Origin of the sequence: Roseovarius nanhaiticus (assembly GCF_900156535.1) — a bacterium.
Lineage (GTDB): Bacteria > Pseudomonadota > Alphaproteobacteria > Rhodobacterales > Rhodobacteraceae > Roseovarius > Roseovarius nanhaiticus.
The window spans coordinates 1-16,669 of record NZ_FTNV01000008.1 but is presented as its reverse complement, the minus strand read 5'-3'; the positions used below and the strand labels follow the sequence as shown (position 1 = coordinate 16,669).

The following is a 16,669-nucleotide window of genomic DNA, read 5'->3' as shown; positions in this document are numbered from 1 at the left end:
GTGGCGCTTGTAGCGGATGTCTTGATTTCGCATCGCCACCAACTACGCTGACAACCCTCGGCCAGCAATGTGCAGGGCGTTAACGTGACAACACCCCGCCCCGAGCTGCCGTCTGTGCGATCCGAGCTTCCAGAGCGGCGAGCCACGTTTGCAGATCCTGCACCCTCGGTTCAAGGTTGGCAGCCCAGAGGTCAATCGAAACATGTTCCATGGTTTTCCCAGCGCGGATGGGGTGTGAGCCGTCTGCCAAAAGTCCAGGCGTCCTGAAACAGGGTCTGACGTCTCATGCGTTTTGCAGATTGACTTCGAGAAGATGGGTAAGCACAGACTTAACGTCTGGCTGCATCAATCTAGATGGAAGTTCCGAAATATTGCACAGCGTAGCATTTGTTTTGTTCGATGATTCCACTGTTGCGCGCCCATTTCTGTCGCTGGAGATAAACTGATGTCTGAAAAATCACCGCACTTTCGCCCCTCTATCGAAACGCAGAAGTCAAACGAGACAACGAAGCGCTCCGAAAAAACGGGGCAGGGCGGTGAAACGCACCAGCAGGGATCCGATGACGCGCGTCTGACGACCGCACAGGGCGTGCCGGTCTCGGACAACCAGAACACTCTCAAGGTGGGATCACGGGGTCCGGCTTTGCTCGAAGATTTCCATTTCCGCGAGAAGATGTTCCATTTCGATCACGAGCGCATTCCCGAACGTGTGGTCCATGCCCGCGGCTATGGCGCGCGCGGATATTTCGAGACCACGGATGCGATCCCCGACCTGACGTCGGCGCATCTGTTGCAGGAAAAGGGCCGAAAGGTGCCGGCCTTTGTGCGGTTTTCGACCGTAGCGGGCAACAAGGGGTCCATGGATCTAGCCCGTGATGCACGCGGGTTCGCCGTCAAGCTCTATACCGAAGAGGGCAACTGGGACATCGTCGGAAACAACATCCCCGTATTCTTCATTCAGGACGCGATGAAGTTTCCCGATCTGGTCCATTCAGTCAAGGAAGCACCCGACCGCGCCTTTCCACAGGCGCAGTCGGCACATGACAACTTCTGGGATTTCATCTCTCTGATGCCCGAAGCCATGCACATGATCATGTGGACTATGTCGGACCGGGGCATTCCGCGGTCATTCCGGTTCATGGAAGGATTTGGCGTCCATACGTTCCGGTTCGTAAACGCAGAGGGCAAGAGCCACTTTGTGAAGTTCCACTGGAAGCCGAAGCAGGGGTTGCAATCAGTTCTCTGGGACGAGGCGGTCAAGATCAACGGCGCCGACCCCGACTTCCACCGCCGGGATCTGTGGGACGCGATCCAGGCGGGTGATTATCCGGAATGGGAACTCGGTGTGCAGGTGTTTGACGACGCCTTCGCCAACAAGTTCGACTTTGATGTTCTGGATGCGACCAAGCTGATTCCTGAGGAAGATGTGCCTGTGCGCATCATCGGGCGACTGGTGCTGGACAGCGTGGTCGAAAACTTCTTTGCCGAGACTGAACAGGTCGCGTTCTGCACGCAGAACATCGTGCGGGGGATCGATTTCACAAACGACCCGTTGCTACAGGGCCGCAACTTTTCCTATCTGGACACGCAGATCAAACGGCTGGGCGGGCCGAATTTCACCCATATCCCGGTGAACGCGCCGAAATGCCCGTTTGCCCATTTCCAGCAGGACGGGCACATGGCGATGCACAACCCGACAGGGCGCGCCAACTATGAGCCGAATAGCTGGAAGGATGGCGGCCCTCGGGCTGATGCGGAGACCGGGTTCACCTCCTATCCCGAAGCCATCGAGGGCGAGAAACGGAAGGTTCGTGCGGAGCTGTTCGCGGACCATTACAGTCAGGCCCGCCAGTTTTATGAAAGCCAGACAGAGGTGGAACAGGGCCACATTGCCGACGCGCTCATCTTCGAGCTGTCAAAATGCGAGGTGCTGGATATCCGGAAGCGTGTCGCAGCCCACTTGCCAAATATCGATACGGATCTTGCTCGGGTCGTCTCGGATGGGCTGGGATTTGACGAAATGCCGAAACCGCATGCGCCGCGGCGCGATATGGTTGAAGGGCTCAAGCCATCGGATGCGCTGTCGATCCTCAAGAACGGACCGGATAGCTTCAAGGGTCGGAAACTGGGCATCCTTGTAACCGACGGTATCGATGGGGGCCTGCTCGCCTCGTTGCAACAGGCGGTGAAAGACGTGGGCGGCATGGTGGAAATCGTCGCCCCCACGATCGGCGGCATCAAGACTTCCGACGGCAAAAGCGTGTCGGCGGATCAGAAAATAGATGGCGGGCCATCCGTGCTCTACGATGCTGTCGCTGTAATGGCATCCGCAGACGGGGTAAAAAAGCTGGCATCCATACATCCGGCCAAGGAATTTGCTGCCGACGCTTTTGCACATGCGAAGTTCATCGCACTCACCGGCGAAGCCGAGCAACTGTTCCATGCGGCAGGAGTTGACGATTTTGACGACGGCGTATTCCGACTCGAGGGCAAGGACGACTGTGCGGATTTCATCGAGGCTTGCGGGAAAATGAGGTTTTGGCAGCGCGGATAATCTATCTTTATACTGTCGGATCACGGCATATGGCGGGCGGAGAAATCCCTGAGCCATTCCTGCAGCTTTGATGAGACGTCGGGTCCGGAATATTGCCGGAAATAAGGCAGTGCCCGGGCCAGATGTGCCCAGTCTGTCTCCGCGTCATCAAGCCTATGGGCAAACACTTCTGTCAGTCTCTCCGGAACCCTCATTTCTGGATCCTGATGACTGAAAAATAGCGCAAAGGGAGCGGCGTTCAGTTCGGCGGTCAATCCTGCCAGATCCTTCAAAAGCATGAGGTTATCGTCTTGGCTGGCGTGAAGGTATAGTAGAAGTTTGCGCCCATGGACCACCGTTTGAGTGGTCGCCATGACAAAGCTCACGCCGAGTGTCAGGACAACCATGCCATTCACACCGACCACTACACCCAAGAGTGAGATAGTCGATGTGGCAGGCGATGTCGTGCCGCCTCCAACCGTCGAGAGGAGATGACCGACGTGCGATATGAATCCGACCGGGCTTGCCGGCAACCCGCTGCTCTGGTCCACGACTGATCCAGTGATGCCGTAAAAGATCATCGCCCAGGACAGGTTCACGCTCAGGATCCACCATGTGGCCACGGTTGCCACGACCAGCGGGCCGATGATCTTGTGCTTGATGTCCGTGTCGGGCAGTCGCCTGAACAGGCGGAATGCGGTCCGGGCCACACGTATCGCGATTGGACTGCTATCGTTTGTGCCAACCGTCGTGATCAGAAAGTCTGTCGTGACGATGATCAGGAAAAGCCATCCTAAAAGTCCGATAACTAGCGACATTGCGGCACCTTCACGTGGTTAGGCGTTCCTCTATGGATGATATCCAAAGCGCTCACCCTCAGTTCCATACAGATTGATCTGATAGTCATCTCCCGATCTTTTCCATGCTCCAGCCCACTGTGAAACCATGTAGGATGGTCGACAGGAAAATCGTCAGTGCGGTGATGATCCACAGGTCGGACAGGTTATCGAGTTCGGCGTAGCCTGTCGCATAGGCCAAATAATAGATCGACCCGATCCCGCGCACGCCATAGACGGCAACCACCGCCCGATCGGAACGGGCCAGCGCGCTTGCCGTCAGCGATATCCATCCGGCCAACGGGCGCAGCACCACGATCAGCAGCACCGCAATGGCGACATGGTTCCAGGTCAGGCCCGCCGCCAGAGCGGGGAGCAGGCCACCCAGGGCAATCAGCAGAAGCGCCGTCAGGGCGTGTTCGATGGATTCCGAGAAATCGTGTAGATGCCGATGATAATGGTGTTCGCTCTCGATACGCCTCAGCGACAGGCCCATGGCGGCCACGGCGATGAAACCGTAGCCCTCGACCAGTTCGGTGGAGCCATAGCACAGGAACACCCCGGCAATCGCGATCACTCCCGAGCCAGTATCGGCCAGCCGGGTTTCGCGCGGCAGGTTGAACAGTATCTGGCCCAGCAGCCACCCCCCGGCCCAGCCCATCGCGGCCCCGATGGAAATCCGGTAGATCACGTCCTCCAGCAACCACTGAAGCCCCCATTCAGCGGGGGCCAAACCCTGCGCAATGAGGATCAGGCCGAGATAAACGAACGGAAAGGCCAGCCCGTCGTTCAGCGCGGCCTCCGTGGTCAGGGCGAAACGCACCGGATGTTCCTGTCCCTCCTGCGGCGGCGCGATCTGCACGTCGGCGGCAAGGACTGGGTCGGTGGGTGCAAGCACGGCGGCCAGCAGAACGGCAGCTCCGGCGGTCAGCCCGCCCAGCACCACGCTGAGGAACGCGACCGCCGCGATGGTCAGGGGCATCGCGATCAGGAGCAGCCGCAGCGTCGGTGCCCATTTTCCCGGCGGCCCGAGGCTGTCGACCCGCATGCCCGCCGCGAAGAGCGCAACGATGACGGTGATCTCTGCCATCACCTCCCACAGCAGCGGCGCCGTGCGCGGATCGGGGGGCGCGGGCAGGCCGGGGATCATCAAGACGGCTCCGGCCCCCAGCAGGATCATCAGCGGCGCGGCCGCCGGTTCGCGCGATGAAATGAGCCGTGGAAACCAGCGTGACAGGATCACGATGCAGCCGACGACCGCGAGGGTCAGATGATAGGGGCTGAATTCGAAGAAAGTGGCGTCTTCCATCAGTCCTCGGCGACGCCCTTGAACAGGATCTCATCCACATGATCGCCGTGCAGCACCGAGATATCGCCGGTCGTTTCCAGCACCACGGCGCGCACCGTCGACAGCTCCAGCGCGTTCGCCTCCCGCAGTTTGGCGATCAGGTCTTCCTCGGCCACACGCGTCGCGCGCAGGTTGTCATGCAGGATGACGCCGTCCTTCATCAGCAGGACCGGCGTATTCTGAACCAGCGCGTCGAGTCGCGGCGACCAGCGTCGCAGCCGCGAGACGCCATACTGGACGGCAAAGAGGCTGGCCATCGCCGTCAGCGTCTGAAGAAATCCCGTCCATTCCTGCGACTGAGACGCCCCGGCCAGAAGCGAGCCCATGGCAACAGTCATGACGAAGTCGAAATTCGTCATTTTCGAGAATGATCTCAATCCCACGATGCGGACCAGAAAAATGATCCAGGCAATACCGATCACGCTCAGTAGGGAACCCTTGGCCAACGCATCGAGTATAGGTCCGTCAAAAAACATCAATGTATCCCTTGTTTGAAGGTTCTTTTTGCATCCAAGACTTATTCGTTCAAACGCGACCATAGCCGCGTGCGGAATACCCCGTTTCAATGCATATTAAATCCACGCAAGGCAGTGGGGTTTAACGAAAGTATATGGCAAGGTAGGCACCAGAACAGGGAGTTCTCGGTTAGTGGTCGATTTCAGTGAATTTATACTTCGCGTCCTTTTTTCTGGGGGGTGTGGGTTAATCGTCGGGCTTGATCGCGAGATCAAGGGCAAGCCTTTAGGGGCAGGAGTTTATGTCCTGGTCGCCATTGGCTCTGCCGCCTTGATGGCAGTCACCCTTAATTTTGCCCTGAGCAGTATGGCCGAGGACGAGGCCATGTCGATCGATCCCACCCGTCTGATCCAAGGTATTGTCGGCGGTATCGGCTTCCTCGGAGCGGGGGCGATCATGTCGCCCAGCGACGATGGACGGCTCAAGGGCGTTCGCAGCGGCGCGGCGATCTGGGCCGTAGGGTCGATCGGTATCGCCTGCGGGCTAGGTTACCTGAAAGAGGCGGCATTCATCTCCGCGCTGATCTTCATCGTTCTCAACATTTTTGACTGGCTTCACATCCGGGGGAGCGAATAGAAAGGCCATCATGTCCAGCAAATCCAGTTGCCTCGTTACGAAGCTCTCACACTACGTCTCCCTGTCAGATGCGGATCGGGACAGATTGGCTACACTAGAGAAGGCAGAGCGCAACTTTGGTGCCGGATATGAGGTGTATCAGGGGGGTGACGAGAACAAGGACCTCTATGTCGTGAAGCATGGCTGGGCCTTCAGCTATACCGATCTGCCCGATGGCCGCCGCCAGATCGTCAAGATCCATCATCCGGGCGACATCATCGGTTTTCCGGATGTCGCCCTGAAACATGCGACGACCACACTGCGCACTGTCGAAGAAGTGTGCCTGTGTCCGTTTCCAAAGTCGTCGCTCGACGAAATCCTGCGCAGATCTCCGCGGCTTTCGGCACTTTTGCTGTCGATAGCGCTTCGCGACCAGGTCGTTTTGATCGATGTGCTCCGTGCAATGGGCCGGATGAGTGCGCAAGAACGGGTCAGCTACATGCTGCTGGATCTGATCGCGCGGCTCAGGATCACCAACCGGGATATGACCGACACCATTCGCCTGCCAATGACCCAGAGCCAGATCGCCGATTATCTGGGCCTTACCAATGTCCATATCAGCAAGACTTTCATCCGGATGGAAGAGGATGGCTATATTCACCGGGACCAGAATCGCCTCCGGATTCTTAGAGAAGATGCGATGATCGAACTTACGGATTTCCATGATCGCTACGCCGACATGGATACTTCGTGGTTTCCGCAAGACTAGAGACGGAAAACCAATTCAATCCAGTTGAAAGCGGGGGCCGGCGGTCTGGCGCATTGTCGAAGCGTCGGCATGGATTGCGAATTGCCCTGCCCGCGGGAACTAAACAGCAACGAGAGTTGTTACCTCTTCGGTAGCGTCCGAACCGGACAAACTACTGATTGTAAATAATATTTATCGAAATTTAACGCCTGGGGGCGAGTGTGAAACTACGGCTTGTCGCAATCTGTGGAATACTGATTCTGTCCGCTGCCGTTCCGACAGTGGGCATGATCGTTTGCGCCGCCATCGTTGCAATTCAGGCCGCCCTGATGGCTCTTCGGCCAATTATCGCCTGTTTGCCCACGTCATTGACAGCAGGTCAGCAGAGATCCGCTACCCTTCGATTTTCAATTCATGTTGCGACCCATTCGGAACCGCCTCACTTGGTGATCCGCACCCTGCGGGCCTTACTCGATCAGGACTGGCCGTCAGGTGGCTACGAGATCATCGTTATGGACAACAACACGGCCGATCCCGCGCTGTGGAAGCCGGTCGCGACCTTCTGCGCGGCGCATCCGTGTCGGATCACCTTCCTGCACCGGATGGGCGTGCGCGGCGCCAAGGCCGGCGCGCTCAATATCGCGCTGGCGCACACGCGCGCCAATGCGACCCATGTGGTAACTGTCGATGCGGATTATGTCGTCCATCGCGATTTTCTGAGCCGCGCGGCGGAGGCGCTGCACCGGACCGGGGCGGATTACGTGCAGTTTCCGCAATCCTATGTCGCCACGACGACCACCGCACCGGGCGTGGATGCCGAGCTTGAGGAATATTTCCGAACCAATGCCGCCGCCGCCGATGAGGCAGAGGCGGTGCTGTTGACCGGCACGCTCTGCGTGATTTCGAAGACTGCGCTGGTTTCCGTCGGCGGGTGGTCGGGCGCCACCACGACCGAGGATGCGGACCTGGGCGTGCGGCTTTGCCATGCAGGGTTTGCAGGACGGTTCATTAACCAGATCGTAGGAAAGGGCCTGCTGCCGCTGTCTTTGCGCGATCTCGAAAAGCAGCGGTATCGCTGGTGCAGCGGTAACGTCCAGACGCTGCTGCTACATGGGCGGAAGATTCTTACCCCCGCAGGCAATTTCAACCTGCACAAGCGGTTGGTCATCCTAACGCAACTGACCTCTTGGTTCAGCCTCGCGCTGGTGCCCTTCGCTCTTCTGACCGTCTGGCTACTGACCGGGCACGGACACACGGTCGCCGCCATGCTGGCTGCGGGAGCCATCCTGCTTAGCTTGGCTGACATTGCGTCCCGCGTCGTCGCGCGCGGGATGCGCGACGGGCAGGCCCTTCCGGTTATCCTTAATGCGCTGGCCTGTCGCGTCGCGCTGGCGCCGCAATCGGCTAAGGCAACCTTCGATGCGCTCGCGGGCTGCCGCCTGAAATTCGTGGTCACCGATAAATCAGGCGGCAAGGGCGCCGGTTCCCTGCCCATCTGTCACCTCATGGTTTTCCTCACCGCGCTCCTGCTGCTGCTCGGCGGGCATCCCACGGAGCCGCTGATCCGCGCCGCGCTGTTGACGCTCCTGCTGCCGCTGCCCGCCGCGCTGCTGACCGACAAGAGCCTGCGCGCCTATCGCGCTGCGATTGCCCCACCCCTGACTGAGGTTTCCGCATGACATCCGATCCGCTTGCCCCTCTGGTCGATATCGTTATCCCGACCTTCAACCGCGCCCATCTGATCGCTGGAGCGATCCGCGCGGCACTCGAACAAAGCTGGTGGAACATCCGCGTCACCGTGATCGACGATGCCAGCACCGACGCCACCGAAAGCGCGGTGCAGCCGTTCCTGGCCGATGCGCGTTTCAACTATGTCCGCCTATCGCAGAACCTCGGCACCGCCAATGCAAAGAACGCGGGCCTGCTGCTGACCGCGGGAGACGCCATAACCTTCCACGATTCCGACGACATCCCGCATCGCGACAAGATCCTGCACCAGGTCCGCGTGCTGACCGCGCAGGATATCGGTGCGGACGACTGTTTAAACTGGCGGCTGGCGGGCAAGGAGGCGGGGCAGAGGCTTGAGGTCAGCGCGGCACTTACCCACCACGAGCTGATCCTGCCGGACGGGCGGCGTGTCGAGATCCGGCGCGATTTGTCCCTGCTCGATGACGTCTTTCCGAACCTTCAGATGGGCGCGCAGGTGCCGGGGGAATGGACGCATGTCAACTCCGGCCTGTTCCGCACGGATGTGTTCCACCGTCTTGGCGGGTTCGATGATTGCATCGAGGAGGACCGCGAATTCCGCAACCGGCTGATCCTGAACGGCGAGGTCATCTGGATCGTTCCCGAACTGTTGCTGACCAAGATCGAGACCCCCGACAGCCTCACGCAATCCGCGGTCTCGGATTACGACAGCGCCAGGCGCAGAGCGGACCGGCAGAAGGTCTGGGCCAAGGTCGAGGCGTGGCGGGAGAACGGCAGGGTCGCCCCGGTGCCGGTGGATATCCCGACCCTCGGCGTCAGCCATGTCAGCCGGCCCGACTTTCTGGCACGGCGCGACATCCCGGTCACGCCCGCCACGTCGGCCCGGGTCGCGCAAATCCTCGCCACCGTTCCTGCTACAGGGATGGCCGCGCAATGAAGGCGTTTCGCCAAGAGACAGCGCGCGCGCCGGTGGCGATCGTCGATCCGTGCTCTGCCGCGGGTTACGACCTGCCCGACCTCGGGACCGGCGGTCTTGGCGGCACGGAAGCGACGGTGCTGCGGGTGGCCGCAGCACTCGGCTCCCGGTTCGAGATCACGCAGTATCAGCAGGGTCGTGGCCACTGGGACCTGTCCGAGGCAGGGACGTTGCGGCCCCTGCAAGACCTCGATAACGCGCAAAACCCCGCCGCCCTGATCGTCATCAACCGCTGGAAGGTGGCGATCAAGCTGCGCAAGTGGCATCCAGACACGCCGATCTTCCTCTGGCTGCACGTCTATCCCGGCCGTCACAACCGCAGAATGGGCGCGGCGCTGAAGGCTGCCGACATCACCGTCATCTGCGTGTCAAACACACACGCTCGCGAACTGGCGGGGTTCCTCGGGGCGGAGGATGTGCCGCCCATCCGCGTGATCTACAATCCGCTCGATGACGATCTGCACCCCGACGCCACGCCCCGCGACCCGGACCGGCTGCTCTTTGCAAGTTCGCCCCACAAGGGGTTGGCCGAGGTGTTCGAACAATTCGCCACGCTGCGCCGTGACCTTCCGAACCTGACCCTTGCCGTGGCCGATCCGGGCTATCTGCGCTGGGATACCGGGCCGGTGCCCGAGGGCGTGGTTTTTCTGGGATCCCTGTCCCATGGGGCGCTCATCCGGCAGATGCGCCGTGCGCTCTGCCTGTTCTATCCCCAGACGACATTTGCCGAGACCTTCGGCCTGGTGCTGGCCGAGGCCAATGCGGTCGGCGCGCCGGTGCTGGTGCATGATGGGCTGGGTGCCAATGCGGAAATCGTGGCGGATGCCACGCAGCCCGTGGATGGCCATGACCCGGCGCAGATCCTTGGGCGCATCCGGGCGTGGCGGCGTGCGCCGCCGCAGGTCACCGCCAATCCCGCCTTCCGGCTGGGCCGGGTCACCGGGGACTGGGTGCAGCTGCTGGAACACGCCGCTGCAAGGCATCCTGAGATGGAGATGGTAAAGAGCACATGACAGCTTCCAGACCCCTTGCCGAGTTGCCGCCTTCGACCACCGCCGGGCCGGTGCCGTCCGATGTCGCGGAGGCCCTGCGGGCCGCCGCCGCAGAAGAGGAGCGTGGCGCGCGCCCGATCGGCCGCTCCATCGATCTGCTGCGACAGGCGGACCTTCTGACCGATGACGGCGCGACCGATCCCGCCCGCACCGCGCGCGCCCTGATGCAGGTGGGCGCTGCGAACCTCGGCGTCGGGCGGCTGTTCGAAGGGCATGTCAACGCGCTGCACCTGGTCCGCCTTTATGGAACGAAGGTGCAAGAGGCGCAGGTCGATCGCCAGATCGCCAAGGGTGCCCTGCTGGGCGTCTGGGGGGCCGATGGCGCGGCGCCGGTGACGCTGGATGCCACGGGGCAGCATTTGCAGGGCGGCAAGTGCTATGCCTCGGGGCTGGGCACCGTGACCCATGCGCTGGTCACTGTGGATTCCGGTCCCGAGGTGCGGCTGGCGCTGGTCGATGTGACGGACGCCGCCCCCGCGGACCCGTCCGCATGGGACATGCAGGGGATGCGGGCGACTGCCTCGGGCAGCTTTGATTTCACCGGCCTGCCGGTCGACAGGAACGAATGGATCGGCAATCCCGGCGATTACCTGAAGGAGCCGCATTTCGTCGGCGGTGTCTGGCGGATCGCGGCCTTGCAGGTCGGCGCCACCGCCGGCCTGCTGGACCGGGCCGCGACAGAGCTTCGCGCCGCAGGCCGCATGGAGGCGGAAGCCCAGAAGAGCCGTCTGATGGATGCGCTGATGCGCGCTTGGGCCGGCATGGCCCTGACTGAGCGCGCCGCCGAAGCTGCTGCCGATCGCCACATCGCGCCGGATGACATCGTGGCCACCTCCATCGCGGCCCGGCTCTTTACCGAGGAGATCGGGCTCGACGCCATCCGGGCCGTCGAGCAGAGCATCGGCCTGCGGCATTTCGAGGCCGGGTCCGAGACCGGGCGCATGGCCCGCGATCTGGCAGTCTATCTGCGGCAGGCCGCGCGGGATGCGTTCCTGCAACGCGCGGCGCAGACGGCGCTCGGGGAAGACGGGCGCATCTGGGGGGTCTTCGGATGAACGTGGCACATGCGCCCTTGCTGCCGGACGTGTTCGAGGGTCGCGAAAGCTTCGTCGTCTTGGCCCCACATCCTGACGATGAATCCCTCGGCTGCGGCGCACTTCTGGCGCGGGGTTTCGCAGGCGTGGGCGCGCACGTCATCTGCCTGACGGATGGCAGTGCGAGCCACCCCGGATCGCGGCAATGGACACCGGAGCGGCTGGCCCGCCAGCGACACGCGGAGATGGTAGCGGCCATCGAATGTCTCGGCGGTTCCGCGCGCGATCTGACCTGGCTGGGCATTGCCGACAGCCGTCTCTATCAGGCCGATGCGACAGAGGTTGCCGCCAGGCTGGAACAGATCATCGAAGGTCATGGCGCGCGCCATGTCTTCGTGCCCGCCGCCGAGGATCACCACGAAGACCACCAGGCGACGGCCCGCTTCGCCGGCGCGTTGCGCCGCCGCCGCCCGGAGTGGGCGTTCTACAGCTATCCCGTCTGGTGCCGCTGGGACGATCCCGATTTCCGCCAGACCGCCACCCGTCACGCCCCGGTGTGCGTGCCCCCGGAGGACCTGCGCGCCAGGAAACGCGCGGCAATCCATGCGCATCGAAGCCAACTGGGCAGGGTCGTCACCGATGATCCATCGGGGTTCACCCTGCCGCCGGGGTTCATCGAGAAATTCGTGACCGAAGACGAAATTTTCTGGAGGATGCCGTGATGGGCGTCGGCCGCGATCACCTGCACGCGCTTTATGCCGACACCTCGGATCCTTGGGATTTCGAGCACAGCGATTACGAACAGGCAAAGTTCGCCGCAACCCGGGCGGCGCTGTCGCGGCCCCGATACGCCTCGGCCTTCGAACTGGGCTGCGGCAACGGGCAGCTCGCGCGGCATCTGGTGGACATCTGCGACCGCTATACCGGCATGGATGCGGTGGCCATCGCGATCGAGGCCGCACGCCGGGCCGTGCCGGATGCCACCTTCATCCACGACTTTTACCCTTGTCCGCTGCCAGCGGGTAATTTCGACCTGCTGATCCTGTCCGAGATCCTCTATTTCCTCGATGAGGGCAGCTTGCGCAAACTGGCATTGGATTTCGCCACCGCCTGGCCGAAGGCGGAGGTGCTCTGCGTGAGTTGGCTTGGCGAAACCGACCATGATTTGCAGGGGGTGGAGGCGCTCACGATCTTCACGGCGGCGCTGGACACCCATGAGTTCGATTGCGTGACCCAGACCGACGGGTATCGCATCGACCGCGGACTGCCGAAGGGCACGACATGACCTGCCCCGCCGCAAAAGACACCGCCATCATCATTCCCGCCCGCAACGAGGAAGCCCGGATCGGTGGCTGTCTCACCGCGTTGGCGGAACAAGGCAACGCGACGGTGATCCTGGTGGTCAACAACACCACGGACCGCACCGGCAGCGTGGCCCGCGACACCGCCGCCCGACGTAACCTTGACCTGACGGTGCTGGAACGGACACTGCCTGCGCAAGAGGGTGTCGGCACCGCCCGGCGGATCGGGTGCGATCACGCCCTGCAGACCATGCCCGCGCTTCGCTATCTTTTGACCACCGACGCCGATTGCATCGTCGCCCCGGATTGGATCGCACGCAACCTTGCACACCTGAAAACGGCGGACGCTGTCTGCGGCAAGGTCGATCTGATCGAGGATGAGGCCGATATCCTCGATGGCATGGACCCGCACCTGGCCGAACTGGAAGGCACCTACAGGGCCCTGGTGCAGGACATCTACGCCCGCCACGCGCCGGAATGCTCGGATATCGGCAGCACCCATGGCGAAGCGGCGGGGGCGAGCCTCGCGTTCACCCGCACCGCGTATCTGGATGTCGGAGGATTCGCGCCGATCAGATGCGGCGAGGACCGCCGGATCGTCCGCGCGCTCCGCGCGGCGGGTTGCCGGGTCCGTCACGCCGATGATGTGAAGGTGCAGGCCTCGTGCCGCCTGACCGGCCGCGCGGCGGGGGGCATGTCCGACGCGCTCAAGGCGCGGATCGGGGGCATGGATTACCTGATCGACGACTGCCTGCCGTCGGCGGACTGGCTGGTCAGGCAGGCCATCGGCAACACGCTGGGCCCCTGGCCGCCGCAGGTGCCTGGTCGCTACCGCCTCAACGTGCGGGAACTCTCGCAGCATATCGAAATACTGGAGAAGTTCAGGAATTCGGAGCGGCTGATATCCGCCCCGATAGCTTCGGCAGCAACGATGCCATGTTCCCACCTTGACACGCTGCTGCCGGGCAATGGGTCAGCGAATGTCCCCGCTGGCCCCGATACGCGGGGCTGTCCGGTCCGTGTGGATCGTCTTCCCGACCATACTCAAACCAGCGCGTCGGCACCGCCGACCGTGAAAGGAGCGTAAAATGACAACGTTAAAAGACCTTTATGTAGAAGAGCTTCAAGACCTGTGGTCCGCGAACGACCAGATGTCAGACGTGGTATCGGCGATGGCCGACAAGGCATCCGACAGCAAACTTGTCGATCGGCTGAGTTCGGCCAAGGACGGGATCGATCAGCATACCCGCCTTCTGAAATCTCTGCTCGAGGACAGAGGTGCCGACGTAAAGAAAGAGCATTGCAAGGGCATGGAAGGGCTGGTCAAGGAAGCCCGCAAGCACGCCCTCGACACCGACATGAGCGGCGCCGCTCTGGATGTCGCCATCATCGCGCAATATCAGCGTCTGTGCCATTATGGGATCGCCGGGTTTGGAACGACCAAGGCATTCGCCGAGGCGCTTGGCAATGACGAGGCGGCGCGCAAGCTCGACGGTGCGCTGGACAACATCTACGAATCCGATGATTTCATGACCGAATTAGCCGAACGCTCACGGAACTTGGATGCAATGGCCTGACGGATCTTGAACTTCATTCCTCTCACCAAGCGGTTTCCTGCTCGCGCTATCTGCCGGCCGGAACCGCGCCGCTACTGAAAGGTTGAACTGTATCAGGAAACATCAACCAAAGTGAGGCTATCATGGATCACTCTAAGCATACCCCCCTTCGTCCGGACGAACTGAGCTTCGCGACTGTCGACGGTGCAAACGTCTATGGTCCCGATGACAATCACATCGGTGACGTCTCCCATTTCCATGGCACGGGTCAGCATGCCCAAGCCATCGTGGACGTTGGTGGATTTCTTGGTCTCGGCGCAAAGCCAGTATCGTTGCCGGTGTCCAGCTTGAATTTCATGCGCGACGAAAACGGCAAGGTTCATGCGACGACTGCCATGTCGAAAGACGAACTGAAGAACTTGCCTGAACACAATCACTGAAGATCAGCGAGTTTGTAAATCAGAAGGGACGGCACGAAATATGTGCCGTCCCTTCTTTGCTTGCGGATATTTATCTGTTGTAGATTCTAAGAACGTCTGTGCCTGCTGTCCGCCTAGGAATTCACATGTGCAATCTCTACTCGAACACCATGCCGCCCGCAGCGATGCGCCAGCTTTTCGCAGTGGATGCGCAGCGCGACCAGCTGGGGAACGCGGAGCCATTGCCGGGGATCTTCCCGAAAGGAACCGCGCCAATCGTGGCGTTGAATGACAACGGTGAACGCGCATTATGGAACACGCATTGGGGCTTCGTGCTGCCTCAGGTTTCAAAAAAGACTGGCCAGCCAATCCAGTCAAAGGCCGTGAACAACGCCCGCGACGACAAGCTGAGAACTTCACCCTTCTGGAAGAAGAGCTTCATCCAGCGCCGGTGCCTGATCCCGGCGACGAGCTTCTGCGAGGCCAAGGGTCGCAACCCGGCCACCTATTTCTGGTTTGGCGTGAGAGGCGAGGGCAACCGGCCGCCCTTCGCCTTTGCCGGTGTCTGGCGCGCATTCAGCGGCAATTACGGCGGCGAGCAACGCGAAATGGTCACCTCGTCGATGGTGACGACAACACCGAATGAGCTGGTGCGGGATACTCACCCGGACCGGATGCCTGTGATCCTGCATCCGGAAGCCTACGAGGAGTGGCTTACAGGTCGGCCGGAATCAGCCTTTGCTCTGTTACGGCCATTTCCGGCCGAGCAAATGGTCATTCATCAAAGTGGGGAAGGCCTGAAATCCGACAAGGGCGGTCTGTAATTTCGGTCGAGAAATCCGATCGGTCTTGACACGCGGGGGCTCTATCGCAGATTGAGAACAAAAGAAGAACCCGCAAGGATTCCCATGCCGCTGCACCGCGTCGAACAGCCTGTCATCGCTGTTGATTGTCATTGAGAACTGACCCGGCACCAGCAGAAATTGTCATTGAGAATTGACCCATGTGCAACCTTGCCGCGGCTTGAATCAGCTGGGGGCGCATGGAGTGATAGACATGGGATTTTTGAGGGTAATTCGGAAATGGGCACTGCGGGATAAGATGCCTATTCGCGAGATCGCGCGGCGGACGGGCGTATCTCGCAACACGATCAAGAAGTATCTGCGGGAGGGGATTGTTGAACCTGCATTTCAGGTGCCGGATCGTCCCAGCAAGCTGGACCTCTATGCTAAGCATCTTACTGCGTGGCTGACGACTGATCAGCGCAAATCACGCAAGGAACGCCGAACGGCGAATCTGATGCATGCCGATCTTGTAAAGCTTGGATATGACGGTTCCTACGAACGTGTTGCGGCCTTTGTGCGGGAATGGAAGGGTGAACGGCAGCGTGCGCATCACACGACTGATCGCGGGACTTTCGTGCCGCTGGTGTTCGCGCCGGGCGAGGCTTTCCAGTTCGATTGGAGCGAGGACTGGGCCTATGTCGGCGGCGAGCGCATCAAGCTTCAGGTTGCCCATGGGGCCGAGAATGTGGTGCTGATCGGCGGTCCCGGCACGGGGAAAAGCCATGTTGCCACCGCCCTCGGCATCCAGGCCATCGAGCATCACCGCAAACGCGTACGCTTCTTCTCGACTGTCGAACTGGTCAACGCACTGGAGCAGGAAAAAGCCCAAGGCAAGGCCGGGAAGATCGCTGAGGCGCTCGTCAAAACCGACTTGGTGATCCTCGATGAGCTGGGATATCTGCCGTTCAGCGCCTCTGGCGGCGCGTTGCTCTTCCATCTTCTGAGCAAGCTGTATGAACGCACCAGCGTCATCATCACCACTAACCTGAGCTTCAGTGAATGGGCCAGCGTCTTTGGCGATGCGAAAATGACCACAGCACTGCTCGATCGTCTCACCCATCGCTGCCATATCCTCGAGACCGGCAATGACAGCTACCGCTTCAAGGCCAGCTCCGAAACAGCGAAGAAAAAGCGAAAGGAGGCAACAGGGTGTTGTCACGTTAACGCCCTGCACATTGCTGGCCGAGGGTTGTCAGCGTAGTTGGTGGCGATGCGAAATCAAGACATCCGCTACAAGCGCCAC

The 16,669-nt window shown here is 61.0% G+C and carries 17 protein-coding genes; 14 read left to right on the top strand and 3 right to left on the bottom strand.

Annotated elements, in window-relative coordinates:
- The first annotated feature begins 445 nt into the window (after positions 1-445).
- On the top strand, positions 446-2,554 hold the full coding sequence (locus BW975_RS17590; protein WP_076535647.1) for a catalase: 2,109 nt from the start codon (positions 446-448) through the stop codon (positions 2,552-2,554).
- A gap of 20 nt (positions 2,555-2,574) precedes the next feature.
- On the opposite strand, the gene BW975_RS17585 is transcribed toward BW975_RS17590, so the two are convergent.
- From BW975_RS17585 to BW975_RS17575, 3 genes are all read right to left on the bottom strand, one after another.
- Positions 2,575-3,351 carry a hypothetical protein gene (locus BW975_RS17585; protein ID WP_076535646.1) on the bottom strand — a complete coding sequence of 259 codons (777 nt, stop codon included), beginning with the start codon at positions 3,349-3,351 and terminating at the stop codon, positions 2,575-2,577.
- 85 nt (positions 3,352-3,436) lie between these two features.
- Positions 3,437-4,678 carry a cation:proton antiporter gene (locus tag BW975_RS17580; RefSeq protein ID WP_076535645.1) on the bottom strand — a complete coding sequence of 414 codons (1,242 nt, stop codon included), beginning with the start codon at positions 4,676-4,678 and terminating at the stop codon, positions 3,437-3,439.
- Complete coding sequence (locus BW975_RS17575) at positions 4,678-5,193, bottom strand: DUF421 domain-containing protein (protein ID WP_076535644.1); 516 nt, start codon at positions 5,191-5,193, stop codon at positions 4,678-4,680. The genes BW975_RS17580 and BW975_RS17575 overlap by 1 nt, the downstream gene beginning before the upstream one ends.
- A 172-nt stretch (positions 5,194-5,365) precedes the next feature.
- Here BW975_RS17575 and BW975_RS17570 point away from each other — a divergent pair, with 172 nt between their 5' ends.
- The 13 genes from BW975_RS17570 to istB all read left to right on the top strand — a co-directional run bounded on the left by BW975_RS17570 (position 5,366) and on the right by istB (position 16,627).
- On the top strand, positions 5,366-5,809 hold the full coding sequence (locus BW975_RS17570) for an MgtC/SapB family protein (protein WP_076535643.1): 444 nt from the start codon (positions 5,366-5,368) through the stop codon (positions 5,807-5,809).
- 10 nt (positions 5,810-5,819) lie between these two features.
- A complete protein-coding gene (locus BW975_RS17565; protein WP_076535642.1) occupies positions 5,820-6,557 on the top strand; it encodes a Crp/Fnr family transcriptional regulator in 738 nt (245 codons plus the stop codon).
- 266 nt (positions 6,558-6,823) lie between these two features.
- Complete coding sequence (locus BW975_RS17560; RefSeq protein WP_076535641.1) at positions 6,824-8,215, top strand: glycosyltransferase family 2 protein; 1,392 nt, start codon at positions 6,824-6,826, stop codon at positions 8,213-8,215.
- Positions 8,212-9,180: a glycosyltransferase family 2 protein gene (locus BW975_RS17555; RefSeq protein ID WP_076535640.1), complete on the top strand. Its 969-nt coding sequence runs from the start codon at positions 8,212-8,214 to the stop codon at positions 9,178-9,180. The genes BW975_RS17560 and BW975_RS17555 overlap by 4 nt, the downstream gene beginning before the upstream one ends.
- Positions 9,177-10,232: a glycosyltransferase gene (locus BW975_RS17550; RefSeq protein ID WP_076535639.1), complete on the top strand. Its 1,056-nt coding sequence runs from the start codon at positions 9,177-9,179 to the stop codon at positions 10,230-10,232. The genes BW975_RS17555 and BW975_RS17550 overlap by 4 nt, the downstream gene beginning before the upstream one ends.
- Complete coding sequence (locus BW975_RS17545; protein ID WP_139194267.1) at positions 10,229-11,326, top strand: acyl-CoA dehydrogenase family protein; 1,098 nt, start codon at positions 10,229-10,231, stop codon at positions 11,324-11,326. Before BW975_RS17550 ends, BW975_RS17545 begins: the two co-directional genes overlap by 4 nt.
- The gene (locus BW975_RS17540) at positions 11,323-12,027 is read left to right on the top strand and encodes a PIG-L deacetylase family protein (RefSeq protein ID WP_076535638.1); all 705 of its coding nucleotides are present in this window, start codon (positions 11,323-11,325) and stop codon (positions 12,025-12,027) included. Before BW975_RS17545 ends, BW975_RS17540 begins: the two co-directional genes overlap by 4 nt.
- Positions 12,027-12,590: an SAM-dependent methyltransferase gene (locus BW975_RS17535; protein WP_076535637.1), complete on the top strand. Its 564-nt coding sequence runs from the start codon at positions 12,027-12,029 to the stop codon at positions 12,588-12,590. Before BW975_RS17540 ends, BW975_RS17535 begins: the two co-directional genes overlap by 1 nt.
- Positions 12,587-13,693, top strand: a complete 1,107-nt coding sequence (locus tag BW975_RS17530) for a glycosyltransferase family 2 protein (protein WP_076535636.1) — start codon at positions 12,587-12,589, stop codon at positions 13,691-13,693. Before BW975_RS17535 ends, BW975_RS17530 begins: the two co-directional genes overlap by 4 nt.
- A 1-nt stretch (position 13,694) precedes the next feature.
- Entirely contained in the window at positions 13,695-14,183 is a 489-nt protein-coding gene (locus tag BW975_RS17525; RefSeq protein WP_076535635.1) for a YciE/YciF ferroxidase family protein, read from the top strand.
- 122 nt (positions 14,184-14,305) lie between these two features.
- Positions 14,306-14,602 (top strand): PRC-barrel domain-containing protein, encoded by a 297-nt coding sequence (locus tag BW975_RS17520; RefSeq protein WP_076535634.1) that lies wholly within the window; start codon positions 14,306-14,308, stop codon positions 14,600-14,602.
- A 125-nt stretch (positions 14,603-14,727) separates the two neighbouring features.
- Positions 14,728-15,405 (top strand): SOS response-associated peptidase, encoded by a 678-nt coding sequence (locus tag BW975_RS17515; protein WP_076535633.1) that lies wholly within the window; start codon positions 14,728-14,730, stop codon positions 15,403-15,405.
- Between the two features lie 232 nt (positions 15,406-15,637).
- Entirely contained in the window at positions 15,638-16,627 is a 990-nt protein-coding gene (gene istB, locus BW975_RS18395; protein WP_083687187.1) for an IS21-like element helper ATPase IstB, read from the top strand.
- Positions 16,628-16,669: the final 42 nt, after the last annotated feature.